Origin of the sequence: Anaerococcus sp. Marseille-P9784 (assembly GCF_902500265.1) — a bacterium.
Classification (GTDB): Bacteria; Bacillota; Clostridia; order Tissierellales; family Peptoniphilaceae; genus Anaerococcus.
The window spans coordinates 13154-28101 of sequence record NZ_CABVOZ010000001.1 but is presented as its reverse complement, the minus strand read 5'-3'; the positions used below and the strand labels follow the sequence as shown (position 1 = coordinate 28101).

General features: G+C 32.8%; 14 protein-coding genes. 12 read left to right on the top strand and 2 right to left on the bottom strand.

Going from position 1 to position 14948, the window contains the following annotated elements; genetic code table 11:
• The first annotated feature begins 5 nt into the window (after positions 1 to 5).
• Genes GAN53_RS00165 through rlmD form a run of 4 tightly spaced genes read left to right on the top strand, consistent with a single transcriptional unit; the run spans position 6 to position 7467 of the window.
• The gene (locus GAN53_RS00165) at positions 6 to 3458 is read left to right on the top strand and encodes a DNA polymerase III subunit alpha (RefSeq protein ID WP_151409037.1); all 3453 of its coding nucleotides are present in this window, start codon (positions 6 to 8) and stop codon (positions 3456 to 3458) included.
• A 9-nt stretch (positions 3459 to 3467) separates the two neighbouring features.
• Complete coding sequence (gene pfkA, locus GAN53_RS00160; RefSeq protein ID WP_151409036.1) at positions 3468 to 4427, top strand: 6-phosphofructokinase; 960 nt, start codon at positions 3468 to 3470, stop codon at positions 4425 to 4427.
• A gap of 11 nt (positions 4428 to 4438) precedes the next feature.
• Positions 4439 to 6217 carry a pyruvate kinase gene (gene pyk, locus GAN53_RS00155; RefSeq protein ID WP_151409035.1) on the top strand — a complete coding sequence of 593 codons (1779 nt, stop codon included), beginning with the start codon at positions 4439 to 4441 and terminating at the stop codon, positions 6215 to 6217.
• Positions 6217 to 7467 carry a 23S rRNA (uracil(1939)-C(5))-methyltransferase RlmD gene (gene rlmD / locus GAN53_RS00150; protein ID WP_151409034.1) on the top strand — a complete coding sequence of 417 codons (1251 nt, stop codon included), beginning with the start codon at positions 6217 to 6219 and terminating at the stop codon, positions 7465 to 7467. The genes pyk and rlmD overlap by 1 nt, the downstream gene beginning before the upstream one ends.
• 222 nt (positions 7468 to 7689) lie before the next feature.
• Here rlmD and GAN53_RS00145 read toward each other — a convergent pair whose 3' ends face one another.
• Both GAN53_RS00145 and GAN53_RS00140 read right to left on the bottom strand, forming a co-directional pair.
• Positions 7690 to 8985, bottom strand: a complete 1296-nt coding sequence (locus tag GAN53_RS00145; RefSeq protein ID WP_151409033.1) for an ImmA/IrrE family metallo-endopeptidase — start codon at positions 8983 to 8985, stop codon at positions 7690 to 7692.
• 2 nt (positions 8986 to 8987) lie between these two features.
• Positions 8988 to 9332, bottom strand: coding sequence for a helix-turn-helix domain-containing protein (locus tag GAN53_RS00140; protein WP_151409032.1), 345 nt, complete (start codon positions 9330 to 9332; stop codon positions 8988 to 8990).
• A gap of 182 nt (positions 9333 to 9514) precedes the next feature.
• On the opposite strand from GAN53_RS00140, the gene GAN53_RS00135 reads away from it, so the two are divergent.
• From GAN53_RS00135 to GAN53_RS00100, 8 genes are all read left to right on the top strand, one after another.
• A complete protein-coding gene (locus tag GAN53_RS00135; RefSeq protein WP_049690752.1) occupies positions 9515 to 9739 on the top strand; it encodes a hypothetical protein in 225 nt (74 codons plus the stop codon).
• A gap of 261 nt (positions 9740 to 10000) precedes the next feature.
• Positions 10001 to 10588, top strand: a complete 588-nt coding sequence (locus tag GAN53_RS00130) for a sigma-70 family RNA polymerase sigma factor (RefSeq protein WP_151409031.1) — start codon at positions 10001 to 10003, stop codon at positions 10586 to 10588.
• Positions 10589 to 10673: 85 nt separating this feature from the next.
• Positions 10674 to 10925: a hypothetical protein gene (locus tag GAN53_RS00125; RefSeq protein WP_151409030.1), complete on the top strand. Its 252-nt coding sequence runs from the start codon at positions 10674 to 10676 to the stop codon at positions 10923 to 10925.
• The gene (locus GAN53_RS00120) at positions 10867 to 11166 is read left to right on the top strand and encodes a hypothetical protein (RefSeq protein ID WP_151409029.1); all 300 of its coding nucleotides are present in this window, start codon (positions 10867 to 10869) and stop codon (positions 11164 to 11166) included. The genes GAN53_RS00125 and GAN53_RS00120 overlap by 59 nt, the downstream gene beginning before the upstream one ends.
• Positions 11166 to 12278, top strand: coding sequence for a DUF2800 domain-containing protein (locus GAN53_RS00115; protein ID WP_151409028.1), 1113 nt, complete (start codon positions 11166 to 11168; stop codon positions 12276 to 12278). Before GAN53_RS00120 ends, GAN53_RS00115 begins: the two co-directional genes overlap by 1 nt.
• A gap of 1 nt (position 12279) precedes the next feature.
• Entirely contained in the window at positions 12280 to 12828 is a 549-nt protein-coding gene (locus GAN53_RS00110; protein WP_151409027.1) for a DUF2815 family protein, read from the top strand.
• Between the two features lie 9 nt (positions 12829 to 12837).
• Complete coding sequence (locus tag GAN53_RS00105) at positions 12838 to 13038, top strand: hypothetical protein (protein ID WP_002834902.1); 201 nt, start codon at positions 12838 to 12840, stop codon at positions 13036 to 13038.
• On the top strand, positions 13013 to 14944 hold the full coding sequence (locus GAN53_RS00100) for a DNA polymerase (protein WP_151409026.1): 1932 nt from the start codon (positions 13013 to 13015) through the stop codon (positions 14942 to 14944). Before GAN53_RS00105 ends, GAN53_RS00100 begins: the two co-directional genes overlap by 26 nt.
• The last annotated feature ends 4 nt before the right edge of the window (positions 14945 to 14948 follow it).

The window sequence follows — 14948 nt, the reverse complement described above, 5'->3', positions numbered from 1 at the left end:
AAAAAATGGAAAATAAATTTACGCATTTACATGTACATACTGAATATTCGCTTTTAGATGGATTTTCCAGAATAAATCTCCTTCTAGATAAGTGCAAAGAATTGGGCATGGATTCTTTGGCAATAACTGACCATGGACAAATGTATGGGGTTATTGAATTTTACAAGAAAGCCAAAGAAAAAGGTATCAAGCCAATTATTGGTTGCGAAGTTTATGTGGCAGAAAAAGATCATCTTATAAAAGATCCTACAAACAAAAAATATTATCATTTGATATTGCTTGCCAAAAATAACGAAGGTTACAAGAATTTACTAAAAATAGTTTCTGAAGCCTATGTCAAAGGATTTTATTACAAACCAAGAGTTGATTTTGAATTTATAGAAAAATATTCCAAGGGACTAATAGCCTTAAGTGCTTGTCTAAATGGGCAAGTAAATCAAAAAATTCTTGAAAATGATATCAAAGGAGCATATCAGACAGCAGAAAAATACCTAGAAGTTTTTGGTAAAGAAAATTATTATTTGGAATTGCAAAATCATGGGATTAAAGAGCAAATCAAAGTAAACGAAACTTTAAATAAGATTCATAAGGACTTAGGCATTGAGCTTGTAGCAACAAATGATGTTCATTACATAAATAGAGAAGATGCCTATTATCAAGATGTTTTGCTTTGCATTCAAACAGGCACCCTTTTAAAAGATGAAAATAGGATGAAGATGCCTTGTGATGAATTTTATCTAAAATCTCCTCAAGAAATGGATGCGATTTTTAAAGATTATGATAGAGCAATTGAAAATACCCAAAAAATAGTGGATATGTGCAATGTTGAAATAGAATTTCATCATCCGCACCTTCCTTTTTTCTCAAAACTTCCAGCAAAAACCACAAATTTAGAATATTTGACAAGGCTTGTAAATGATGGTCTTTATAAAAAATATGAGAAAATAACAGAAGATATTAGAAAAAGGGCTGAAAAAGAAATTACTGTAATAAATAATATGGGCTATGTGGATTATTTTTTAATAGTTTGGGATTTTGTAAAATACGCCAAAGATAATGACATAGCAGTAGGTCCAGGTCGTGGATCTGCAGCAGGTTCTTTAGTTTCTTACGCCCTAGATATTACACAAATTGATCCACTGAAATATAATCTGATTTTTGAGAGATTTCTAAATCCAGAAAGAGTTTCTATGCCCGATATAGACATAGACTTTGATTATGTAAGGCGTGATGAAGTTGTAGAATATGTAAATGAGCTTTATGGCAGAGATCATGTTTCTCAAATTGTAACTTTTGGTAGAATGCAAGCAAGAAATGCTATTAGAGATGTGGGAAGAGTTTTGGATATTTCCTATGGCAAGGTTGACAAGATAGCTAAACTTGTCCCTCAAGTTATAAATATGACACTTGATAGAGCTTTGGAAGAGTCAGATAAGTTTAGGCAAGCCTATGAAAATGATGTCCAATCCAAAAGGTTGATTGATACTGCAAGAAAAATCGAAGCCTTACCTCGCCATACTTCTATCCATGCGGCAGGAGTTGTGATGAGTAAAGAAATTTTAACGGATATAGTTCCTTTAGCTTTATCCAACGATCAAGTTGTAACTCAATTTAATATGATAGAAATTGAGGAATTGGGACTATTAAAAATGGATTTTCTTGGACTAAGAAACCTTACAGTTATCAAAGATACTATAAGAGATGTTAAGAATAATCGTGGCATTAAGATCGATATAGACAAAATCGATGAAAATGATCCAAATATCATCCATCAATTTAATAAGGCAAAAACCATAGGCCTATTTCAATTTGAATCTTCAGGAATGAGAAATTTCCTAAAAAATCTAAAACCCACAGTTTTTGACGATTTAGTTGCGGCAAATTCTTTGTTTAGACCAGGGCCAATGGATCAAATCCCAACTTATATCCACAATAAGAATAATCCAAATGATATAAAATACATTGACAAAAAACTTGAACCTATTTTAAAAGTCACCTACGGCATAATAGTTTACCAAGAGCAAGTTATGCAGATAGTTCAGCAATTGGGAGGATTTTCTCTAGGAGAAGCAGACAATCTTAGAAGAGCAATGAGCAAGAAAAAGATGGATGTTATGCAGGCAAATAGAGAAATTTTTGTCAATGGAAAACTTGATGAAAATGGTATTGTCCTAATACCAGGTTGTATTAGAAATGGCGTGAGCAAAGAAAATGCCAACAAAATTTATGATGAGATGATTTCTTTTGCCAAATACGCTTTTAATAAATCCCACTCAGCCGCCTATTCTTTGGTTGCAGTTCAAACTGCTTATTTGAAGTATTATTTCAAGGAAGAATATATGGCAAATTTAATATCATCAGTAATGGATAGTAGCTCAAAATTATATGCCTACATAAGCGAAGCAAAAGAATTGGGCATTGAAATAATTGCACCAGATGTAAATAGGTCATATAATAATTTCCATGTAAAAAACAAAAAAATAATTTTTGGTCTTTCAGCAATAAAAAATCTGGGCAGCAATTTTATAACTGCCATAGTAAATACTAGAGAAAAAGATGGGAAATTTAAAAATTTCAAGGATTTTCTAGAAAGAATTGAACAATACGATAGCAGAGCTTTAAATAAAAAGGGCTTAGAGTCGCTTATAAAGGCTGGAGCTTTTGATAGCATGGGATATTATAGAAGTAGATTGATGGCAATTTACGAATCTGCAATGACAAATATCCACGAAGGTCAAAAGATAAATCTTAAAGGTCAGATAAATCTTTTGGATTTAGCAGTTAGTAGCGAAGAGTCAGTAGATGATATAAGTATGCCAAAAATTAATGAATATCCCCAAAACATAAAATTATCTCTTGAAAAGGATGTTTTGGGATTTTATATAACAGATCATCCTTTAAGCGATGCAGGTGATAGACTCAAAGATTTAGTTACTTATCAAACAAATTTTAAAGATGAGCTTACAGAAAATGAATTGGCAAGATTAGATAATAAATTTGTAACTATGGCAGGAATTATCACAAATAAATCAGAAATAATGACCAAAAAGCGTGAGCTAATGTCATTTGCAAATCTAGAAGATTTGTATGGTAATGTAGAGATGATAATTTTTCCTGAAACTTACAGGAAATTTAGAAGTCTTGTAGAGGAAGATAAGTTAGTCCTTGTCAAAGGTAGGTTGCAAGTAGATGAAAATGATATAAAATTACTTGTATCGGAAATTTTTGATATAGAAAAAATGCAATTAAAGATTCTATATATGAAAATCAATTTTGATAAGTATAATGATTTAAAGGAAATAATTAACGAAAACTTGGGAAAGACTCCAGTTGTAATTTACTTTGCAGATAAGAAAAAAACAGTAAAATTAGATGAAAAATTATGGGTCGACACAAGTGAAGAAAAGTTAGAAAACTTTATTAATTTTTTAGGAAAAGAAAATGTTAAGTTAAATTAAGGAGTAAATATGAAAACAATCGGTATTTTGACAAGCGGTGGTGATGCCCCTGGTATGAACTCTGCCATAAGAGCAGCTGTTAGAACTGCTTTAAATAATGGTATGAGAATAAAGGGCATCAGAAATGGTTTTGATGGACTTATGAAAGGTGATATTTACGAGATGAATGTATCATCTGTGGCTGATATCATCCATAAGGGTGGAACGATTTTAGGAACTGCTAGAAGCAGTGAATTTAAGGAAAAAGAAGGACAAGAAAGAGCAGCTCAAATTCTCACTGATTATGGTATAGAAGGTTTGATTGTAATTGGTGGAGATGGATCATACAAGGGAGCTAAGGCTCTATCTGATTTGGGAATAAAAACTATAGGAATTCCAGGAACAATCGACAATGATATGGGATACACTGATTACACCATAGGATTCTTCACGGCAATTGAAACTGTAAGTGATGCTATAGGAAAACTACGTGATACATCAAGCTCTCATGGTCGTGCGGTTGTTGTAGAAGTTATGGGAAGGAATTGTGGGGATCTTGCTTTATTTTCAGGTCTTGCAGGTGGTAGCGAATCTATAATTGTACCAGAACATGAATTTTCAATTGATGAAATAATAGAAAAGATGGAACATGGTAGAAAAAGAGGAAAATTACACCATTTAATTACCCTAGCAGAAGGTGTTGGCGATGCTTATTCCATAGCAAGAGAACTTGAAGAAAAAACTGGAATCGAAACAAAAGTTACAGTTTTAGGTCATGTCCAAAGAGGTGGTTCTCCTTCAGCAGTTGATAGACTATTAGGATCAACCATGGGTGCTCATGCAGTAGAACTCTTGCAAGAAGAAAAAACAAACATTGCAATAGGATTTGTTAATGGCAAACTTATCGATGTAACAATTGACGAAGCTGTAAGTTGCAAATCTCAATTTAATGAAAATTTGTATGAATTAGCAAATAACCTTTCAAAATAAAAGGAGTTAGAATGAATCAATTACCAGAACATTTAAAGAAAACGAAGATAGTATGCACCATAGGTCCTTCTTCTGAAAAACCAGAAATTCTTGAAGAACTTATCAAAAATGGAATGAATGTTGCAAGACTAAACTTTTCTCATGGAACTCATGAAGAACATTTAGAAAAAATAAAAACTATAAGAAAAGTAAGACGCAAATTAAATGTACCTGTTGCAATTATGTTAGATACCAAAGGTCCAGAAATTAGAACAGGAAATTTTGATGTTGACGAAGTTTACCTAAAACCAAACGATACTTTTACCCTAACAACAAGAGACATAATTGGAAATTCAAACATCGTATCCGTATCATACAAGGGCTTGCCAAATGATGTAGAAGTTGGATCTATTATTTATATAGATGATGGTTTAGTTCAACTTAAAGTAACAGAAATAAAAGATGGAACTGAAGTGATTTGCAAAGCTTTAAACAATGGGATTCTTTCAAATCACAAGGGAGTTAATTTACCAGGTTCAAAAACAAATCTTCCATCAATTACACCAAAAGATGTTGACGATATAAAATTTGGTATTGAAAATGATATTGATTTTATTGCTGCATCCTTTGTCCGCAAAAAAGAAGATGTTTATGATATTAGACGTGTACTAGAAGATCACGGCGGTGAAAATATCAAAATCATCTCAAAAATAGAATCTCAAGAAGGTGTAGACAATCTTGATGAAATTATCGAAGCAAGCGATGGAATAATGGTAGCTCGTGGTGATTTGGGAGTTGAGATAAAAACAGAACTAATACCTATTGTTCAAAAACAAATTATAAGAAAAGTAAATATGGCTTCAAAACCTGTAATTACAGCTACACAAATGCTTGATTCTATGATAAGAAATCCAAGACCAACTCGTGCCGAAACAACAGATGTGGCAAATGCTATAATAGATGGTACAGATTGCGTAATGCTTTCAGGAGAAACTGCTGGAGGAAAATATCCAGTTGAAGCAGTTAATACTATGAGAAATATCTGTATAACTACAGAATTATCAGATGATTTTAACAAAAATGTTTATGAAACTGATATCTCAACTTTAAATAATATAACTAATGCCATTGCAAAAAATACCTGTGATATAGCCAAAGAATTGGATGCAAAAGCAATAATTTCTTGCACATCTTCTGGAAATACCTCAAGAGTTTTATCAAAATTCAAGCCAAAAACAAATATTGTTGCAGCAACAACCACAGAAAGAGTAGCTCGTCAATTATCAGTAGTTTGGGGAGTTTATCCAGTCGTAATCCAAGAAGCCAAAGAAACAGATGAACTAATCGAACGTGCAATATTTGCAGCTATAAATGGGAAATACGTTAATGAAGGAGATCTAACAGTAGTAACTGCAGGAATTCCTTTGGGTATATCTGGAAATTCAAACTTGATAAAAGTTCATGTAATAGGAGATATAATAACAAGTGGTACAGGAATTGGTACAAAATCTGTAGCAGGAAAAGTTTGCCTTGCATCAACAAAAAAAGAACTTGAAGAAAAATTTGAAGAAGGCGATATAATAGTAGCCAAATTCACCGATTCCGATATTACGGAATTTATAGAAAAAGCAAGTGCCCTAGTAACAGAAGAAGGAGGACTAACAAGTCATACAGCAATATCAGCGGTTCATTTTGGAATACCTGCTGTAGTAGGTGCTTTTAATATAAGAAATCTAGTCAAAAATGGAGAAATCATAACAGTAGATCCAATCGGTGGGGTTATATACAAAGGAGAGACAAAAGTTATCTAATGATAATAAAAGATATCAAGATAATTGATATAATCCAAGATGGCAGAGGAGTTGGCAAAAAAGATGGCAAAACTATATTTATAGAAAATGCAATCTTTGGCGAAGTCCTCGATGCCGAAATTCTAGATTTTAAGAAAAATTATTTGGAAGCTAGGAAAATTCAAACAAAAATTAAAAGTCAGTATTATAGAAAACCTCCATGTCCATATTTCGATGAATGTGGAGGTTGTTCTATAATGAATATCAATTATCAAAGGCAAATAGAATTAAAGAAGAATTTAATAGAAAATGCTTTAAAAAAATCGGCAAAAGTCGAAATTTCAGATTTAGAAATAATAGAATCCAAAGAATTTCATTATAGAAATAAAATCCGCTTAAAAGTAGACGAAAAAGGCAATTTAAACTACCTTAAAAACTACTCAGACCAGTATGTAGCAATAAAAAATTGTCTAATAGCAAACGAATTAATATCCAATAACTTTGCAGAAATTACAAAAATAACTAAGGATATAGATCAAAACTCATCTGCAAAAATTGATGAAATCACAATAAGAGCAAATAAAAGTGAGATCTTATTAAATTTACAAGGGAAGTTTGACCAAGAAAGCTTAAGTTATATAAAAGAAAATTACTCGGATAATAAATACAAGATTAATTTAATAGATGAGAAAAAACTTATAGTAATTACTGGAAATGGATACCTTGAATATAATATTTTAGGCAAAAATTTTAAAATAAGCGCCCTTGATTTTTATCAAGTAAATGACTTTCAAATAGAAAATTTGTACTCACAGGCAAAAGAATTTCTAGGTGACAATCAAAAAATCCTAGATCTTTATTGCGGATCGGCAACAAGTTCAATTGCCATAAATGGCGATAATGTAATAGGAGTAGAAATAAATAAAAATGCCATCAAAGATGCAAATGAAAATGCAAAAAGAAATGGACTTAAAAATTATAAATTCCTAGCCAAAAACGCCAAATACATAGACGAAAAATTCATAAAAAATGAAAAAATAGACGCCATAACACTAGACCCACCAAGAGCAGGTCTAGACAAAGACCTAATAAAAGCAATAACAGACTCAAAAATACAAAAAATAGTCTACATATCCTGCAACCCCCAAACTCTAGCAAGAGATATAAAAAGATTCACAGATAAAGCCTACACTCTAAAAAAAATAAAAGCAGTAGACATGTTCCCACAGACCATGCATGTGGAGAGTGTAGTATTGATGTCAAGAAATTAAGATAATAGGCTATAAAAGTGTTGAAATCAATGGCTTTTGGGGTTTTAGAAGAAATCCTAAAAGTCATTTTTCTTTTTGGAAAATACCTTGTGGGAACATATCAATAGTTAAAATCGTAGGGGTGTGTAGACAGAATAGATATTTATAGGGAGAGTGGACAGAATAGACATATAAAATATATTAAAAAAAAGCTAGCCAAAATAAATAGGCTAGTTCTTTTAGTTAGAAAGGAAGCTGATCATCACTTGGAAAATCAAATCCTGAATTAGAATCATCAGTAAAATCTTTATTGTATTCACTGTGGTCGCATAATATTCCATCTATAAAAAATCTTGTTTTAGCCCCACAAGTTTCGCAGTATCTGACATTACTTGGGTTATGATGTATTTCACCAATATCATCAAAACCATTAAAATTCTGAGTATGAATTCCTTCACAATCATTATATAAGTTCGTTCCACATATTTTGCAAAATAATGCATCATCACTAAATTCTTCATTTCCACATTTAGGACAAATTTTTACTTTCATTGTTGATTCATCAAATTCTACACCATCTTCATAAAGCATATTTCTTTCACCTCTTTTTTCTGTAATCTCTTTAATATAATCTTTCATTGTAGTGGGATTTCCACATGTTGAGCAGTAATAATCAGTTAGTCTAACTTCGTGATCCTTGTTATCAGAACAAGAGTTATATATAGGAACCCCACATATAGGACAAAATTTTGCATGACGGTTAAAGTTGTTATGACCACATATAATACAAGTACTATACTTAATAGAATTGTTACTATCAGATAAACGCTTATATTTAAATCCAAAAGCTAAAGATTTAGAACCACAATTAGCACAATAGTCTGTTCCTTTTTCGTGTTCAACACCACATTCAGGGCAATATATACTGAGAGGATTAAATGTGTTTTCAAAGAAAGAAAGCATTGAATTAGAAAAATCTCTTAAGTCTCTTGAAATATATTGTAATCTAACCTCAGCAGCTGGGACAGTTATGCTAAATAAATCAGATAGTGTGCTAGGATTTTTCTTTTTTTCAAACATAACAACTTGTTCAGCAAGAGGTGCAGGTGATAATAGATTCCTAGCAAAATTATTTGCTTCTTTTTCAAGTTCTTCGTATTTATGTTTACCAACACCCTTTCTGGATAGAACATCAACACCATGCATTTGGTGATGACCAATAAAAATATGTCCTAGTTCATGAGCTATGGTAAATCTAATCCAGTTATCAGTTTTATCTACGTCATTATAATAAATAATATACTTATTTGTATCGGGTCTATAACTACAAGCGCCTAAATCACTATCGAAAAAATCAATCACATCTTGTAAAGAACAGTTAGCATCATTCATATATTCAGAGTAAGTTTTTACACTGATTTCATTGCTAAAGCAATCAATAATTTTATTTAAATCAATAGGAATTTCAGAGATTTCGGCATCTTCCAATAATTCATATGATTTCTCTAGGGAAATCTTATAATCTGGAGCATACCTCACTATTACATATCTCCATTTGCATTGCCGAATTCTTCTTCAAAATGCTTCTTCAATACCTTTAACATCTCTTCTTTTTTTCCTTGATCCATGTTTCTTGCTGCTCTTTGAATAATACGAATTTCTGGTTCATCATCTATTTGCTTATTTAAGGCAAGCAGATAGTTATAGTCGACTTGTAGAACTTCAGATATAGCCTTAAGAGTGTTATTATCTGGAGTTATCTTATCGTCGTTTTCAATTCTTGAAACTGTAGAATTACTAATTTTTACTTTTTTTGCCAATTCACGCTGAGAGATTCCTAGTTCTTCACGTCTATTGGATATAACCTTTCCCAAAGTATCTTTCATAAAACTTCCTCCTTGTAATAAAATTATACCACAAGTGTTGCACGCAATCAACACTTGTGGTATAATTTATGTTGAATAGATGGAACGAGATAACTTCTATATTTTTTTAAGTTGAGCGTTCCATTAAATCAACAATAAGGAAGAAGTTATTTTATCACAAGCCAAAATATAAAGAAAGGAAGATGCCTATTAAAGAAATTCAAGAAGTAAAAGATGCAAATAATAAACTTATTTGTAAAATTGAAGCAGAAACTGGGATATTACAAAATATCTATAAAAAACAAGAAATTAAAGTTAGACTTGAAGTCGGACAAAGTATTCAACTAGCTAGAGGTGGATGTATCACCTTAGTTAAAAGAATAGATAAAACAGAGTACGACATAAAGAGTTACAAAAAATCAGCATAAATTTTTAAGAGCTGCAAGACGGCCTAATTTATCTTAACGGATGAATTAGGCTTTTTTTATTACAAATTATATCAAGCCTGATTAGCTATAAGGGCGTGAGATACACATATAAACTAATTTCAATCAATTTTGAAAGAAGTATATGGAGTACCTCTAGTTTCTTATAGCCTTTTTTAGGTGAAAGACAACTATGCTCCATAAACTGTAGGTAAAATTTGTATTTCTCGCTCCTTGCTATCTGGCAAGAAAGCGAGGAATATTTTGAAAATTAGAAAGACTAGATCGGACGAAAGAACCACGTATGTTTATAGGTTTGCAGATGAAACAAAAGTGGAACTAAAACCAGGAAAAGATGGGATAACAGAAGTGGACATCAAAAAACTACATGCTTTAGACGACAGTGAAGTTTACTATAACAACAAGAATCTAAGACCTGAACGAACTAAAGAAGAAAAAGCTGAAATAGATGCGTGGAAACAAGAATTTATAAGCGACTTTAAAAAGAGTCATGGATATGAACCTAATGAGGATTTCTTAAAAGGAGAAGTAGAGGAAAGATTCCCAAGAAACTATAATTTATCTATTGATTTCGATAACTATGGGGATATTGATCCAGATAAAAGATTAATAGCAACTATTAAATCCAAAGACATGAATGAAGAATTTGAATGGTCGGAGCATATGGAAGATATACTTTCTTTATTAACGGATAAACAGCGATTAGTAATCAAGTTGATGTTTGTGGATGGATACAAGCAGTCAGAAATTGCAGATTTAATGAATATATCTTCAGCTGCGGTTAAGAAACATTTGGATAAGGCAAAAGAAACAATCAAAAATAATTTTTAAATATTTTAGGATGAGGTTAAAAACTCGTCCTTTTTCTTTGCCTGTGATTTGTAAGGGAGATGACCCTTTCAGAAAGGAGGCAAACATGAGGCACAAAATAATCATCAATGTAACAAATGAGAAAGGACAAAAAACAAATGTCCTTAAAGGTGCAGTCGGGAAAATTCCAAACAGATTAATAAAATTTTTGTTTGGAGATTACAGACAAATTTATCTATTAGACCCTGGGATGACAGTTGATTCAGTGGATGTTAGAGAAATCGAGAAAGGAGAAAAAAGTGTCAAGAATAAAGCTACTGATGGAAATAAAAGAAGATGCAGAGAATCTTGCATCTAGTATAGGTGTCCTTCTAACAGCACTAGAAAGTGATGAGGAAGTTCCTAAAAAGGAAGAAAAAGTAAATCAGAATGAAGAGATTTATGAGATTGAAGATGTTAGAAAGATACTAGCCGATAAATCAAGATTAGGTCATACAGCTAAGATAAGAGAACTTTTAGAAAAGTATGGAGCTAAAAAGTTATCTGAGATTGAACCAAGTAACTATGAAGACTTGATAGCAGATGTGGAGAAACTCTGATGGGTGATCACGCAATATTATCTGCATCAAGTAGTTCACGCTGGATCCACTGTCCACCAAGCGTTAGGCTTTCTGAAAAATATGAAGATGAAGTTAGTCCTTATGCACTTGAAGGCACCTCAGCTCATGCCTTAGCAGAATATAAACTAAAGAAGTTATTAGGCTTGGATCTCAAAGATCCTACTGAAGATTTGGATTTTTATGATGAAGAAATGGATGAGTTAACTGAAGGATATGCCTCATATGTAACAGAAGTAATAAGTAGTTATGAAAGCCCAGCCGTATTTGTAGAAGAAAGGCTTGACCTATCAGAATATGTTAAGGAGTCCTTTGGCACAGCAGACTGTGTAGTTGTTGGAGGAAAAGAACTTCATGTAATAGATCTAAAGTATGGCCAAGGTGTTTTGGTAGACGCTAGAGAAAATACTCAACTCATGTTATATGGACTTGGTGCATTAAGTCTCCTTGATGGAATTTATGATATCGAAAATGTAATTCTTCACATCTATCAACCAAGAAGATGCAATATTTCAACTTATGAAATCAAAAAGATAGAACTTTATAAGTGGGGAGAATCCATACGAGAGATTGCAGAGAAAGCTTACAAAGGAGAAGGAGAATTTTCTTGTGGAGAATGGTGCATCTTCTGCAAAGCTAAGAATAAATGCAGGAAAAGAACAGAAGAAAACTTAAAACTAGCTCAAGAAGAATTTACCCTACCACCAGAACTATCTGACGATGAAATTGAAGAAATCTTGCCAAAACTAGACGAACTGGAACAATGGGTCAAAGACATCAAAACCTATGCTTTAGAAAGAGCCCTTAAAGGCCACAGTTGGAAAGACCTAAAACTCGTTGAGGGCAGGTCTAATCGAAGATACAGAGATGAAGATGAAGTTATAAACAAAGTAAAAGAACTGGGATTTAATCCCTTTGAAGAGAAGTTACTTGGCATCACAGCTATGACTAAGTTACTAGGTAAAAAAGTCTTTGATGAAAATATCACTGACTTATTAGAAAAACCAAAAGGAAAGTTAACCCTAGTTAGCATTGATGACAAGCGAGAAGAAGTAAAAATTGACAATGTTAAAGAAGAATTCGGAGGTAAATAATATGTCAAATATGAATAGAACAAAAGTAATTACAGGTGAAGTTAGATTATCTTATGCAAATGTGTGGGAACCAAAGTCAATCAATGGTGGTAAAGAAAGATACTCAGTATCTGTCATTATCCCAAAGAGCGACCAAAAAACAATCGAAAAAATTGAAAAAGCAGTAGATGCTGCTATTGATGAAGGACTTTCTAAATTCAATGGGAAAAAACCTAATAAGAAATCTATCAAACTTCCATTAAGAGATGGTGACACAGAAAAAGATGATGAGGCTTATGCAGATGCATACTTCTTAAATGCCAACTCTATGACAGCACCTCAAATTGTAGATAGAAACGTAGAACCAATCTTAGATAGGAGTGAAGTCTACTCAGGAGTTTATGCAAGGGTATCTCTTAACTTCTACGCCTACAATGTAAATGGCAATAAGGGCGTAGCGGTTGGGCTAGGAAATATTCAAAAGCTAAGAGATGGTCAACCTCTAGGAAATAGGTCTAATGCAGCAGATGACTTCGATGCTATGGACGATGATGAAGATTTCTTAGCATAGGAGGTAGAAATGGACTATTTAATTACAGCGATAGTTTTAGCTATTTGGTCCTTTTTATGGTATAAGCTTGGATTTTTACAAGCTCAGCTAAAAGAACTGGATAGAGATATCAGAAAAATAGAAAAACAAATAAAAGAAGATAGAAAAAATAATTTAGCAGAATTAACAAAGCTTAGTGATAGCTATGAAGAGATTGTCCATAGATCTTGAGACCTATTCTTCAGTTGATTTAGGCAAAAGCGGTGTATATAAATATGCCGAGAGTGAGGATTTTGAAATCCTCCTCTTTGCCTATTCTATTGATGATGGAGGAGTTAAGGTAATAGATTTATCAAATGGAGAGATTATTCCTGAAGAAATATTATCAGCACTTAGTGATAAAAGTATAGAAAAGTGGGCCTTTAACGCAAGCTTTGAAAGAGTGTGTCTATCTAGGTTTTTAGGTAAGAGATTAAAACCTCAAGGTTGGTACTGCACCATGATTTGGTCAGCCTATCTAGGGTTACCTCTATCCCTTGAAAAAGTCGGAGAGGTTTTGAAACTTGATAAGCAAAAGATGAATGAAGGCAAGGCTCTTATAAGATATTTTTCTATTCCTTGTAAGCCTACTAAGACCAATGGTATGAGGACAAGAAATCTACCACATCATGATTTAGAAAAGTGGTCTACCTTTAAAGAATATAACCAAAGAGATGTGGAAACAGAAATGGAGATAAAGAAAAAACTATCAGCCTTTCCTATGCCTCAATCAGAATGGGAAAACTACTGGATAGACCAAAACATCAATGACAGAGGAATCTTAATTGATGAAGTTTTAGTTGATTCAGCTATTAAATTTGATGAAATATTACGAGAAGAAAATATGGACAGAGCCATAGAATTAACTGGTCTTGAAAATCCAAATTCCCCCTTACAGCTAAAAGGATGGCTTAATAAAAAAGGCTTAGAGATAGACTCCTTAGCTAAAAAAGATGTAGAATCTGCTCTTAAAAATACTGAGGGAGATATAAAAGAAGTATTGGAACTTAGACAAGAATTATCTAAGTCTTCAGTTAGAAAATATGATGCTATGAAAAATGTAAAAGGAAAAGATAATCGAGCAAGGGGTCTGATCCAATTTTATGGAGCAAATAGAACTGGAAGGTATTCAGGAAGGCTTATTCAAGTTCAAAACTTAAGGAGAAACAATCTAAAAGATTTAGACCTTGCCAGAAGTCTTATAAAAAATAGAGATTACGAAACTATGGAAATTCTATATGAATCACCATCTGATATTTTATCCCAACTAATAAGGACAGCCTTTATAGCAAAAGAAGGCACTAGGTTTATTATTTCAGATTTTTCAGCAATTGAGGCTCGTGTCCTTGCATGGCTTGCAGGAGAACAATGGGTGCTGGATGCATTTGAAAATGGAGAAGATATCTATTGTAGAACAGCATCGAGGATGTTTGGAGTGCCAGTTGAAAAGCATGGAGTAAATGGTCATCTAAGGCAAAAAGGAAAGATAGCGACTTTAGCCTGTGGTTATCAAGGAGCCTTAGGTGCTCTTAAAGCAATGGGTGGAATTGAGATGGGTTTATCTGAAGACGAACTTCAATCAATAGTTGATTCCTGGCGAGAGGCTAATCCAAATATAGTAAGTCTTTGGTGGGACATAGATTCAGCCGTAAAAAGAGTTGTAAAGACTAGAAGTAAAGAAGAATATAAGAGCCTAGTTATTAGCTATGAAAAAGGCATTCTTTTTATACAACTACCCTCAAAAAGAAGACTTGCTTATCCAAAAGCAAAAATCGGGATGAATCGATTCGGTGGTGAATCAATAGTCTATGAGGGAATCGTAGTTGGAAATAAGTGGGACAAGATAGAATCCTACGGAGGAAAGTTTGTAGAAAATATTGTTCAAGCCATCGCAAGAGATGTTTTAGCTGAGTCTATGATGAGACTTGAGAAAAGAGGATTTAATATCGTCATGCATATTCATGATGAAGTTGTTATAGAAAGCGATTCATCTAGTATCGAGGAAGTAAATCAAATTATGTCCTTTGTTCCAGAATGGGCACCAGGACTTATCCTAGATGCAGATGGGTTTGAAAGTAAATTTTATAAAAAAGATTAAAGAG

What these genes read in the sequence shown, in the direction of transcription:
- GAN53_RS00125 (WP_151409030.1), top strand. Translation starts at nt 10,674, where the DNA reads ATGAGGCACAAAATAATCATCAATGTAACAAATGAGAAAGGACAAAAA.
- GAN53_RS00165 (WP_151409037.1), top strand. Translation starts at nt 6, where the DNA reads ATGGAAAATAAATTTACGCATTTACATGTACATACTGAATATTCGCTT.
- GAN53_RS00115 (WP_151409028.1), top strand. Translation starts at nt 11,166, where the DNA reads ATGGGTGATCACGCAATATTATCTGCATCAAGTAGTTCACGCTGGATC.
- pfkA (WP_151409036.1), top strand. Translation starts at nt 3,468, where the DNA reads ATGAAAACAATCGGTATTTTGACAAGCGGTGGTGATGCCCCTGGTATG.
- GAN53_RS00140 (WP_151409032.1), bottom strand. Translation starts at nt 9,332, where the DNA reads ATGAAAGATACTTTGGGAAAGGTTATATCCAATAGACGTGAAGAACTA.
- GAN53_RS00100 (WP_151409026.1), top strand. Translation starts at nt 13,013, where the DNA reads ATGAAGAGATTGTCCATAGATCTTGAGACCTATTCTTCAGTTGATTTA.
- GAN53_RS00135 (WP_049690752.1), top strand. Translation starts at nt 9,515, where the DNA reads ATGCCTATTAAAGAAATTCAAGAAGTAAAAGATGCAAATAATAAACTT.
- rlmD (WP_151409034.1), top strand. Translation starts at nt 6,217, where the DNA reads ATGATAATAAAAGATATCAAGATAATTGATATAATCCAAGATGGCAGA.
- GAN53_RS00105 (WP_002834902.1), top strand. Translation starts at nt 12,838, where the DNA reads ATGGACTATTTAATTACAGCGATAGTTTTAGCTATTTGGTCCTTTTTA.
- GAN53_RS00110 (WP_151409027.1), top strand. Translation starts at nt 12,280, where the DNA reads ATGTCAAATATGAATAGAACAAAAGTAATTACAGGTGAAGTTAGATTA.
- pyk (WP_151409035.1), top strand. Translation starts at nt 4,439, where the DNA reads ATGAATCAATTACCAGAACATTTAAAGAAAACGAAGATAGTATGCACC.